The 11,345-nt window shown below is 63.0% G+C and carries 9 protein-coding genes and 1 pseudogene; 1 reads left to right on the top strand and 9 read right to left on the bottom strand.

The genetic code is table 11. The features are described from left to right. The 9 genes and pseudogenes from AAGW05_RS18280 to AAGW05_RS18240 form a co-directional block, all read right to left on the bottom strand. A pseudogene (locus tag AAGW05_RS18280) lies at nucleotides 1-180 on the bottom strand (allantoinase); the annotation flags it as partial. Next, complete coding sequence (locus AAGW05_RS18275; protein ID WP_411805988.1) at nucleotides 173-1,330, bottom strand: glycerate kinase; 1,158 nt, start codon at nucleotides 1,328-1,330, stop codon at nucleotides 173-175. The gene AAGW05_RS18275 and the pseudogene AAGW05_RS18280, both read right to left, overlap by 8 nt. A gap of 9 nt (nucleotides 1,331-1,339) precedes the next feature. Continuing rightward, nucleotides 1,340-3,118, bottom strand: a complete 1,779-nt coding sequence (gene gcl, locus AAGW05_RS18270) for a glyoxylate carboligase (RefSeq protein ID WP_411805987.1) — start codon at nucleotides 3,116-3,118, stop codon at nucleotides 1,340-1,342. 127 nt (nucleotides 3,119-3,245) lie between these two features. Beyond that, on the bottom strand, nucleotides 3,246-4,124 hold the full coding sequence (locus AAGW05_RS18265) for a 2-hydroxy-3-oxopropionate reductase (protein WP_411805986.1): 879 nt from the start codon (nucleotides 4,122-4,124) through the stop codon (nucleotides 3,246-3,248). 40 nt (nucleotides 4,125-4,164) lie between these two features. Next, the gene (locus tag AAGW05_RS18260) at nucleotides 4,165-4,959 is read right to left on the bottom strand and encodes a hydroxypyruvate isomerase family protein (RefSeq protein WP_411805985.1); all 795 of its coding nucleotides are present in this window, start codon (nucleotides 4,957-4,959) and stop codon (nucleotides 4,165-4,167) included. Between the two features lie 228 nt (nucleotides 4,960-5,187). Next, a complete protein-coding gene (locus AAGW05_RS18255; protein WP_411805984.1) occupies nucleotides 5,188-6,000 on the bottom strand; it encodes a bifunctional allantoicase/(S)-ureidoglycine aminohydrolase in 813 nt (270 codons plus the stop codon). Continuing rightward, the gene (locus tag AAGW05_RS18250) at nucleotides 5,997-7,277 is read right to left on the bottom strand and encodes a DUF6986 family protein (RefSeq protein ID WP_411805983.1); all 1,281 of its coding nucleotides are present in this window, start codon (nucleotides 7,275-7,277) and stop codon (nucleotides 5,997-5,999) included. Before AAGW05_RS18250 ends, AAGW05_RS18255 begins: the two co-directional genes overlap by 4 nt. 2 nt (nucleotides 7,278-7,279) lie before the next feature. Beyond that, nucleotides 7,280-8,887 carry a malate synthase A gene (aceB, locus tag AAGW05_RS18245; protein WP_411805982.1) on the bottom strand — a complete coding sequence of 536 codons (1,608 nt, stop codon included), beginning with the start codon at nucleotides 8,885-8,887 and terminating at the stop codon, nucleotides 7,280-7,282. After that, nucleotides 8,884-10,290 carry an NAD-dependent malic enzyme gene (locus tag AAGW05_RS18240; protein WP_411805981.1) on the bottom strand — a complete coding sequence of 469 codons (1,407 nt, stop codon included), beginning with the start codon at nucleotides 10,288-10,290 and terminating at the stop codon, nucleotides 8,884-8,886. The genes aceB and AAGW05_RS18240 overlap by 4 nt, the downstream gene beginning before the upstream one ends. Before the next feature lie 205 nt (nucleotides 10,291-10,495). Between AAGW05_RS18240 and AAGW05_RS18235 the strand changes: the two genes are divergently transcribed. Continuing rightward, nucleotides 10,496-11,251: an IclR family transcriptional regulator gene (locus AAGW05_RS18235; RefSeq protein ID WP_411805980.1), complete on the top strand. Its 756-nt coding sequence runs from the start codon at nucleotides 10,496-10,498 to the stop codon at nucleotides 11,249-11,251. Nucleotides 11,252-11,345: the final 94 nt, after the last annotated feature.

The raw sequence follows: 11,345 nt of genomic DNA, 5'->3' as shown, positions 1-11,345 counted from the left end.
AGCGAGTTCGATGACCTCGCGGCCGCGCAGCTTGTTGCCCAGCGGTTCGAGCGCGATGACGACACCGTTGCGGACACCGACTTCGCGGGCAGCGATGCCGGCGGTGGTCAGCACCCGCTTACCGCGAATGACGAGATCGAAGAGATCGCCGCTCTCGTCAATTCCTGCAGTATTAGACATACGAGTTCTCCTCTTCCTTGCCACGTGTGGCAAGCCGGGTGCCAATGGTGGCACCAATTTCAGTCAGCATGGCCCCTGCATTTTTCATGCAGTAATCCGTATCGGCATTCAGGTCCGTGAGTGCGTAGCTGTGGGCGAAGCCGGCGTCGCGCAGGACGTCGGCGGACAAGGTACTGCGTCCGCACACCGCCACCACGGGAACACCGGCGGCGCGTGCCGCAGTGGCCACACCCATGGGTGCCTTGCCGAACAGGCTTTGCTCATCCAGGCTGCCTTCGCCCGTGATGACCAGATCGGCTGCGCCAATCCTATCGGCCAGTCCTGTCAGTTCCAGCACAACCTCGATGCCGGGCCGGCGCTTGGCGGAGAGCACAGCCAGTGCGGCGTAGCCCGTGCCGCCGGCAGCTCCGGAACCAGGTGCGTCAATGGCATCCACTGCGGCGGTGCCAAGGGCGTTGGCCATGACGCGGAAATAGCGCTCGAGAGCGTTCTCCAGGTGTGCCACGTTTTTCTCCGAGGCACCCTTTTGCGGGGCAAAGACGGCGGCTGCGCCGTCAGGGCCCAAGAGCGGGTTGTCGACGTCGCTGGCAAGAGTGAACTGCACCCCGCCGAGGCGCCGGTCCAGGCCGCCAAGATCGATGTTTGTCACGGTGGACAGGGCGCCCCCGCCGGGCGGCAGGTGCCGCCCGGCTGAGTCCTTGAAGGTGGCGCCAAGTGCGGCTAGCATGCCCGCCCCGCCGTCGGTTGTTGCGCTGCCACCAACACCCAGCACGATCTCCGTGCAGCCCCGGTCAAGGGCTGCCTTGACCAGCTGGCCGGTGCCGAACGTGCTGGCACCCAGGGGTGAGTGCCGCCCGTCGGGCAGTACGGCCAGCCCGGAGGCGGCAGCCATCTCAATCACTGCGACCTTGCCGTTGACGGCAAAGTCTGCTTGGAGGGTTTCCCCTGTGGGGCCCTGTACCGTTTCGCTGACCCGGGTGAATCCCGAGGCGACGACGGCGTCGATGGTGCCCTCGCCGCCGTCGGCCACTGGCATCAAAACGATGTCAAGCTCCGGTGCGACCGAGCTCAGGCCTTCAGCCAGGAACCCGGCAGCCTCGGGGGCGCTCAGGGAACCTTTGAACTTGTCGGGTGCGAGGATGACGCGCATGGTTCCTCCCTAGCCCTGCAAGGCCAGGATGGCTGTGGGAGCATCCGTTGCGTACTCGGCAATGTCTTCAATTTCGTTGACGTTGTCCAGTTCGGTGCCCATGGAGATGTTGGTGACGCGCTCCAGGATGGCTTCAACCACAACGGGAACCTTGAACTCTTCCATGAGCTTCTTGGCTTCGGCGAAGGCGGCAGGCATGTCTTCGGGACGCTCCACGCGGATGGCCTTGCAGCCCAGACCTTCGGCCACCTTGAGGTGGTCGACGCCGTAGCCGTTGGTCTCGGGGGAGTTGATGTTATCGAAGGCCAAGGAGACGTGGTAATCCATCTTGAAACCGCGCTGTGACTGACGGATCAGGCCCAGGTAGGAGTTGTTGACGACAACGTGGATGTAGGGCAGGTTGAACTGTGCACCGACGGCCAGTTCTTCAATCATGAACTGGAAATCGTAGTCACCCGAGAGGGCGACAACCGTCTGACCGGGCTTGCCGCGGACAACGCCCAGGGCTGCAGGCAGGGTCCAGCCGAGCGGGCCGGCCTGTCCGGCGTTGATCCAGCGACGCGGGCCGAAGACGTGCAGCATCTGTGCACCGGCGATCTGCGAGAGACCGATCGTGGAGACGTAGGTGGTGTCTTCGCCAAAGGCTGCGTTCATTTCTTCGTACACGCGCTGAGGCTTCATCGGCACGTTATCGAAGTGGGTCTTGCGCTGCAGCGAACCCTTGCGGGCGGCGCAGGAGTCGGCCCAGGCACTGTAGTCCGGGACGGTGCCGGCAGCCTTGCGCTCACGAGCAACCTCGAGCAGGATGTCTAGGGCTGCGCCGGCGTCGGAAACGATGCCCAAATCCGGTGAGAAAACACGGCCGATCTGGGTGGGCTCGATGTCCACGTGCACGAACTTGCGGCCCTCGGTGTAGGTGTCCAGGCCGCCGGTGTGGCGGTTGGCCCAACGGTTGCCGATGCCGATGACGGCGTCGGACTCCAAGAAGGTTGCGTTGCCGTAGCGGTGCGAGGTTTGCAGGCCGACCATGCCGGCCATCAGGGGGTGGTTATCAGGAATGGAACCCCAGCCCATCAGGGTCGGGATGACCGGGATGGAGAGCAGTTCGGCCAATTCAACCAGCTGCGCGGAGGCGCCGGCGTTGATCACGCCGCCACCGGCGACGATCAGCGGGGACTTTCCGGCCAAGATGATGTCGAGGGCCTTCTCGGCCTGTTTGCGCGTGGCAGCGGGCTTGCTCGGCACGAGGGACTCGTACGCGTCGATGTCGAATTCGATCTCGGCCATCTGCACATCGATCGGCAGGTCCAACAGAACCGGGCCGGGACGCCCCGAACGCATCAGGTAGAAGGCCTTCTGGAAGGCGCCGGGAACCTGGCCGGGCTCCTTGATGGTCATCGCGAGCTTGGTCAGGGGAGCTGCAATGGACTCAATGTCCACTGCCTGGAAGTCTTCCTTATGCAGCTTGGCAACGGGGGCCTGGCCGGTGATGCACAGCATCGGAATGGAGTCGGCCTGAGCTGCGTACAGTCCGGTGATCATGTCGGTGCCTGCGGGGCCGGAGGTGCCGGTGCAAACACCGATATTGCCGTCGGCTGCTCGTGAGTAGCCGTCTGCCATGTGGGACGCACCTTCCATGTGGCGGGCCAGGGTGTGGTTCAACCCGCCGTGGGCGCGCATGGCCGAGTAGAACGGGTTGATGGCTGCTCCGGGGAGACCGAAGATCTCCGTTGCGCCTTCTTTTTCCAAAATCAAAACGGCTGCGTCAACGCTGCGCATCTTTGCCATGGTATTGCTCCTTCAAAATTTGTGGGTTGCCCTGTGCGGGCGTGTGTGGTTTTGGTTGGCTCCCCGCCGTGGCCAAGATGCGCGACGGCGGGGAGTCGGTTTTTTGGGGGTGCGGCGCGTCTTTGCGCTACTTGCGCCCGGAGGAGGCCAGTGCTGCCTTGAACAGGCCCGAGTGGTCAAGGCCACCGTCGCCCTGGGCCACCATGGAGGTGACGAGCTGGGCCACGGCGCTGCCGAGGGGGACTGTGACGCCTGCTTCGCGTGCTGCTGCTGTGACAATGCCCAGGTCCTTGTTGTGCAGGGCCAGGCGGAAGCCGGGATCGAAGTTGCGGTCAAGCATCTTCTGGCCCTTCTGGTCAAGGACCTTGGAGCCGGCGAGGCCGCCGCCAAGAACCTTGAGCGCGGCGTCGGTGTCAACGCCGTAGGCCTCGAGGAAGACAACTGCCTCGGCCAGGGCCTGGATGTTCACGGCCACGATCAGCTGGTTGGCTGCCTTGACCGTCTGGCCCGAACCTGACGGTCCCACGTGGACGATGGTCTTGCCCACGGCTTTCAACACGTCCTGTGCGTCAGCGAAGTCCTTGGCGTCGCCACCGATCATGATGGAGAGGACTCCATCAATGGCGCCCTGCTCGCCACCGGAGACCGGGGCGTCAAGGGGGCGGATGCCCGCCGCTACGGCTTCTTCTGACAGGCGCTTGGCAACATCCGGGCGGATGGAGCTGGCGTCAACCCACAGGGTGCCCTTTTTGGCGTTGGCGAAGACGCCCTCCGGGCCGGAGACGACTGCTTCGACGTCGGGGGAGTCCGGAACCATGGTAATGACGACGTCGGCTTCCTTGACGGCGTCCGCGATCGACGTGGCGCCGTTGCCACCGGCCGCGACGAGCTTGTCGATGGAGCCCTGGCTGCGGTTGAAACCAGTGACGCTGTGGCCTGCGTTGACGAGGTTCAGTGCCATGGGAAGGCCCATGATGCCGAGTCCGATGACTGCAACGTTGCTCATAATGTGTCCTTACGTTCTAAAAGTGTGTGGGGAGGGAGGATTAGTTGGCCGGCTGGCGGATGGCCCAGCTGAAGGCATCCGCTGCGGCGGCCTTGTATTCCAGGCCGATGGGGCCGGCGTAGCCGAGGTCGCGGCTGCGGGTGATCCATTCGCCCAGGGGCAGGTTGCCGGTGCCGGGGGCGCCGCGGCCGGGATCGTCGGCGATCTGGATGTGGCCGAAGTTCTTGGCGTGCTTTTCAATCACGGCGGCCACGTCGTCGCCGTTGACGGCCAGGTGGTAGAAGTCAGCCAGCAGCTTGACGTTGTCCACGCCGGCTTCCTGGGTCTTGGCGATGATGGCCAGCGCGTCAGCGGCAGTCTTCACCGGGTAGGCGGGGGTGCCGGAGACGGGTTCCAGCAGGACAGTTCCGCCGATCTTGGCGACGCCCTGGGCTGCGTACACGAGGTTCTTCAGGCCGAGCTCATCCTGCTCTTCCGGGGTGAACTCGTCCTGGCGGTTGCCGTAGAGGGCGTTGAAGGCCTTGGTGCCGAGTCGCTCGCCGATGCCGACAACAACGTCAACGTTGTCCTTGAACTCGGAGCAGCGGCCCTTCCAGGAAACCAGTCCGCGGTCACCGCCGGGCATGTTGCCTGCGAAGAAGTTCAGGCCCGTGAGCTGGACGCCGGCGTCGGTGATGGCGTTTTCAAAGGCTGTGACATCGGCGTCGGCGGGGACTGCAGTGTCGAAGGGCCACCAGAACTCGACTGCATCGAATCCGGCTGCCTTTGCGGCGGCCGGGCGTTCCAACAGGGGGAGCTCGGTCAGGAGGATGGAGCAGTTCACTGTGTACGTCATTGTCGGTCCTTCCAAGGAATTCTTCATTCCATGCATTTCATATTGTGGAAATTAGTTTCTGCTTTATGAAAAGTCTAGAGAAGGATGTGACGGACGTCAAGGGGCAAGTCCTGCAGTGTTCCGTGCGTCTGTGATGCTGGGACAAAAATGCGCCCGTTCCCGCTTTTCGCGCCCCGGGTAGAGGTAGCGAAAAGTGGAAACGGGCGCATTGAATAGAGGTAGCGCAGCTTAGGTCAGCTTGATCTGGCGGTTCATGTCCTTGTACAGCAGGTAGCGGAATTCGCCCGGGCCGCCGGCGTAGCAGGCCTGCGGGCAGAAGGCGCGGAGCCACATGAAGTCGCCGGCCTCCACTTCAACCCAGTCGTTGTTGAGCAGGTACATGGCCTTGCCTTCAAGGACGTACAAGCCGTGTTCCATGACGTGAGTTTCAGGGAAGGGGATGACACCGCCGGGCTGGAAGGTGACGATGTTGACCTGCATGTCATGGGCCAGGTCGGAAGAGTCCGTGAAACGGGTGGTCTTCCAGGCGCCGTTAGTGTCAGGCATGGCCGTCGGTTCAACGTCAGCATCGCTGGTGACGAAGGACTTGGCCTCATAGCCTTCGAGCCGCTCGTAGGCCTTGCGGATCCACTGGAAGGAGACAACGTCGTCCGAGACGTTCTCCAGTCCCCAGGTTGCGCCGGCGGCGAGGTAGGCGTAGCCACCCTCCTCGAGCTTGTGCAGTTCACCGTCAAGGGTCAGGTTGACCTTGCCCTTGGTGACGAAGACCACGCCTTCGACGCCGGACTCAAACTCGGCGATGGGGGCGCCGCCACCCGGGGCGATCTCCACGATCAGCTGGGAGAAGGTGGTGGCGAACCCGGAGATCGGGCGGGCCAGGATCCACGAACGTGTATTGGAGAAGCCCGGCAGCGTGCTGGTCACGATGTCAGTCATGACGCCCTTGGGGATGACAGTGTAGGCCTCGGTGACGATGGCGCGTTCTGTTGTCAGGTGTGTTTGCGGCGGCAGGCCGCCTGCGGGGGAGTAATACTTGCTCATGCGTTCGCTCCAGAAATGACGGCTGCCAGGCGGGGGTGCGCCAGCAGGGTAAGTTGCGTTTGGTCGAGGCTGGTCAGTGCCTGTACTTCTTCGGCGCCGGCAGCACCACAGACGAGGCCGCGCAAGATGAAGTTGGCCAGGGCGCGAGCGGTGGCTGGTTCGTCCATGACAGCACCGGGGGTCTGCTGAACATAGTTGCGCAATCGAACCGCCGCGGCCGGCAGGCCCTGGCGGTAGAAGGCGTAGGTGGCGCTGAAACGGCTGGGCAGCTGGGCTGCGTGCAGGTCCCAGCCCTGGTAGTAGCCGCGCTCAAGTGACCGGCGCACGAGGCGTCCGTGCAACGCCCAGGCTGCCTCGGCACCTTCGCCAACGGGCATGATGTTGGTTGAGCCGTCGGAGAGACGGATGCCTGTTCCGGCCACTGCCAACTGCATGACTTCCTTGGCGAAGTCGGCCACGGGGTGTTCCATTGACTGATATTCGGCCGAGATTTCCAGCGAGGCGCTGTAGTCGTAGGTGCCGTAGTGCAGTCCGCTGATCCGCCCCGGCACGGCGTGTGCCAGCTGGGCCACGGGGGAGGTTCCCTCCGGTCCCAGGATGAGCTGCGGGGTTTCCACCTGCACCTCAAAGCGGAGCCGGCCGGCGGGCAGGCCGTGGATTTCTTCCAGTCGCGTCACGGCAAAGTCCATCGCCTTGACCTGGTCAACCGTTGTGACCTTAGGCAGTGTGAGCACGAGCCCGTCGGGGAGCTCGCCGGCGTCGACAAGGCTGGAGACGAACAGGTCCAAGGTCCGCACACCGCGGGCCCGGGTGGCAGCTTCAAAGCACTTGAAGCGGATGCCGATAAATGGCGGTGCCGTCCCGGCGGCGGTGGCAGCTGCCACCGCCTTGCCTGCTGCTACTGCTGCAGCATCCTCTGCTGCGTCGCCGCGGTCCCCGAAGCCGTCTTCAAAATCCAGGCGGAGGTCTTCGATGGCCTCGGTGGCGAGCTTGGCAGCCACCCGAGGGGCCACCTCAGCAGCCAGCTCGGCGTCCTGACCCAGGAGTGCACCAAGTTTTTCCAGTCCGCCATAGTTGTTGATGGCTTCCTGGCCTTGGCTGCCCCAGTCGGCGGCAAAGGTGGGGGTGAAACGGTCCGCCGGCACGTACACAGTGTGGACGGGCTGGCGACTGCCGTCATCGCCGGGGTAATTGCGGTCAAGGAGTTCATCCGTGGCCGCGCAGGATGAATCGATGTGCGCCAGGTCCGCTGTGCTCAGTGAAGGAGTTACGGTCATCTCTAGCCCACCAATTCATAGGCCGGGATGGTCAGGAAGTCCACGTAGTCCTCGGAGAGGCAGATGTCCCCGATGAGTTCGCTGGCTGCCTTGTAGTACTTGGCGAAGGTTTCCTCGCCAACTTCGCCGCGCAGTTTTTCCGTTTCCTCGGCGAGAATGCCTGTGACGAGTTCACGGGTTACCGTGTTGCCAGTGTCGGCGAGCACTGTCTTGTTGCGGATCTGCTGCCACACCTGTGAACGGGAGATTTCCGCCGTGGCGGCATCTTCCATCAGGTTGTGGATGGCCACAGCGCCGTTGCCGGAGATCCAGACGGCCGTGTAGGCGACTGCCACATACAGGTTCAGGCGAAGGCCCGCCTCCGTTGCCTGGCCGGCAGCAGACGCAATGTCAAGCAGCTGGTCGGCAGTTACGGTGACCTCGGGGCGCAGCTTGTCCAGCTGGTTCGGGCGGTCGCCGAGAACGGCGTCGAACACTTCCTTGCACACGGGGACCAGATCCGGGTGGGCAACCCAGGAGCCGTCGAAGCCGTCATTGGCTTCGCGGGTCTTGTCGTTGCGCACCTTTTCAAACGCTGCAGCCGTAACATCGGGCTCGCGGCGGTTGGGGATGACAGCGGCCATGCCGCCCATGGCGAAGGCGCCGCGGGCGTGGCAGGTCTTGACCAGCAGTTCGGTGTAAGCGCGCATGAACGGCGCAGTCATGGCGACCTGTGCACGGTCCGGCAGGGTGAAGGACTCGCCGGCGTCGCGGAAGTACTTGATGATGCTAAACAGGTAGTCCCAGCGCCCGGCGTTCAGGCCCGAGGCGTGATCGCGGAGTTCGTACAGGATCTCGTCCATTTCAAACGCTGCCGGGATGGTCTCGATGAGAACAGTGGCGCGGATGGTGCCCTGGGGCACGCCGAGGTAGTCCTGGGCGAAGACAAAGATGTCATTCCACAGGCGGGCCTCGAGGTGGCTTTCCATCTTCGGCAGGTAGTAGTAGGGGCCCTGGCCGTTGGCGATCAGTGCCTTTGCCGTATGGAAGAACAGCAGGCCGAAGTCAACCAGTGCGCCCGAGGTCGGTGCACCGTCGACCAGCACGTGGCTTTCGCTGAGGTGCCAGCCACGGGGGCGGGCAACAACAACAGCCAAGGGCGCGTCGGTGCGCAGGCGGTATTCCTTGCCCTCGGGCGAGGTGTATTCGAGGGTGCCTGCCGCTGCGTCCTTAAGGTTCAGGACGGCGTCAACAACGTTGGCCCAGAGCGGGGTGGAGGCATCTTCCAGGTCTGCCAGCCACACCTTGGCGCCCGAGTTGAGGGCGTTGATGGCCATCTTCGCCGGCGAGGCCGGGCCTGTCATCTCCACGCGGCGGTCAAGCAGCGGTGCCGGTGCCGGGGCAACCTTCCAGCCGCCGTCGCGGACTGACTGCGTTTCCTGCAGGAAATCGAGCTTGCCGGTGACGGCAACAGTTTCGCGCTTGGCCGTGCGGTCAGCAAGGAGCTGTACGCGGGTGGGGTTGAAGCGGCGGTTGAGTTCTGCGACAAATTCCAGTGCCTCGGGGGTGAGGATCTCACCGGCGCGGGGAATGGGTGTGGGATCTGTAACGGTTACTGACGGGGTGCTCATGCGGAAGCCCTCTCGGTGAGTGATGTGGCAGCCGCGGCGGCCACTGCTGCGGCGACATCTCCGGCCACGTGCGGGTCGAAGACGCTGGGAATGATGAAGCTTGCGTTTAGTTCGGAGTCATCCACGCGTTTTGCGATGGCCTCGGATGCCGCTACAAGCATCTCATCCGAAATGTCCGACACGCCCGCGTCCAACAGTCCGCGGAAGAATCCGGGGAACGCCAGCACGTTGTTGATCTGGTTCGGGAAGTCGCTGCGGCCTGTGGCAACCACGGCGGCGTACTTGGATGCGATGACAGGATCGACCTCGGGGGTGGGGTTGGCCATGGCGAAGACAATTGACTTCGGCGCCATGGAGGCCACCTGTGCCTCGCCCAGAACGTTGGGCCCGCTGACGCCGATGAAGACATCTGCTCCCGCAACGGCGTCGTGGAGGGACCCGGTGAAGTTCTCCGGGTTGGTGTTGTTGGCCAGCCAGGTGCGGTGTTCGTCGGTGTAAACCTCGTCGCGGTTCACAGCACCGTTGCGTCCGCAGGCCACAATGTTCTTGGCGCCCTGGGCGAGCAGGAGCTGGATGATGGCGTTGCCAGCGGCGCCGACGCCTGCCACAACAATTTTCACGGTTTCAATCTTCTTATCGACAACCTTCAACGCGTTGCTCAAGGCGGCGAGGGTGACAATGGCGGTGCCGTGCTGGTCATCGTGGAAGACGGGGATGTCCAGTTCTTCCTTGAGGCGGCGCTCGATCTCGAAGCAGCGAGGGGCGGCGATATCTTCAAGGTTGATGCCACCGTAGACCGGGGCCATGGCCTTGACGATCATGATGATCTCTTCGGTGTCCTTGGTGTCAAGGCATACGGGCCAGGCATCGACGTTGGCGAACTGCTTGAACAGTGCAGCCTTGCCTTCCATGACGGGCAGTGCTGCGGCGGGGCCGATATCGCCCAGGCCCAGGACTGCGGTTCCGTCGGTGACGACGGCGATGGTGTTGCGCTTGATGGTGAGGTTGCGCGCGGCTTCGGGGTTTTCTGCGATGGCCATGCAGACCCGGGCAACACCGGGGGTGTAGGCGCGGGAGAGGTCGTCGCGGTTGCGGATGACGAACTTCGAGTTGACCTCGAGCTTGCCACCGAGGTGCATCAGGAAGGTGCGGTCGGAGACGTGGAGGACGTGTACGCCCTCGAGCGCCTGCAGGGCTTCCTTGACGCGGTCTGCGTGGGCGTCGTCGGTGGTGTTGGCAGTGATGTCGACGACAATGCTCTCATGCTGTGATTCGACGATGTCCAAGGCGGTGACTGCTGCACCGGCCGAGGCAGCTGCTGCTGCGAGCTCGCTTGTGACAGTGAAGTTGGACGGAGCGCTCACGCGGAGGGTGATGGAGTTGCCGGGGCTGGGATTCGCCATTGAATTTCCTTTGGGTTAGGCCCATGCGGGCTATCGACATTTACGATTGTTCTCGTAGAATGGATATTATTATCTATCTAGTGGAATTTCAAGCCCTAGCCCTGCATTCTCTTTCGCGTTGCGGAATGAGGTATGTTGGGGAGTTGGAAACTTGATACCATCATGCGGAATATTCGTTGGCACATACACCAGTAGGAGACCTACCATGGCAGCAAAAGCAAGCGGCGGCGTCCAATCAGTGGAACGCGTCTTTGAACTGCTTGAGCTGATCACCGAAGCAGGTGGCAATGTCACCCTCAGTGAGCTTTCCGCCTCCACCGAACTGCCCCTGCCCACGATCCACAGGCTGCTGCGCACACTGGTGTCGCTGGGCTATATCAGGCAGCTGCCTAGCCGCCGCTATGCATTGGGGCCGCGCCTGATCCGTCTGGGCGAAGGCGCAACGAAGCAACTCGGTGCCATGGCCATGCCTCAGCTGGACACTCTGGTGAAGCATCTGGGGGAGACTGCCAACATGGCGGTGTTGGACACCGATATGGTCATTTACATCGCCCAGGTTCCCTCACCGCACTCCATGCGCATGTTCACCGAAGTAGGGCGCCGCGCCCACACACACGACACCGGTGTGGGAAAAGCGCTGCTGGCGCAGTTGGACAATGACGCCGTGCGCACCATTGTGACGCGCACAGGGATGCCCACACCCACCAGCAAGAGCCATGGCACCGTCGAGAGCCTGTTGGCTGACCTTGATGTCATCAGAGAGCGCGGCTATGCCATTGATGAGGAAGAGCAGGAGATTGGTGTGCGGTGCTTTGCCATGGCCGTTCCCAACGCGCCCACACCGACGGCCATTTCCGTCTCTGGCCCGGTTCAGCGGGTCGATGAGCATTTTGCCGAAAGGGCTGTCCCGATGTTGCGCCAGGCCGCACAGGTCATCTCCGCGGAGCTGAATCGCAACTAGCCCGACCCGGAGCGTGTTGTGTTGTCTTAAACGCAGTTGCCCCGCATGATCGTAGATTGTTTACTGCGATCATGCGGGGCAACTGCGTTTAAGT

This window comes from Arthrobacter sp. LAPM80 (genome assembly GCF_046736435.1).
Lineage (GTDB): Bacteria > Actinomycetota > Actinomycetes > Actinomycetales > Micrococcaceae > Specibacter.
This window is presented reverse-complemented; position numbering and strand designations above follow the sequence as displayed.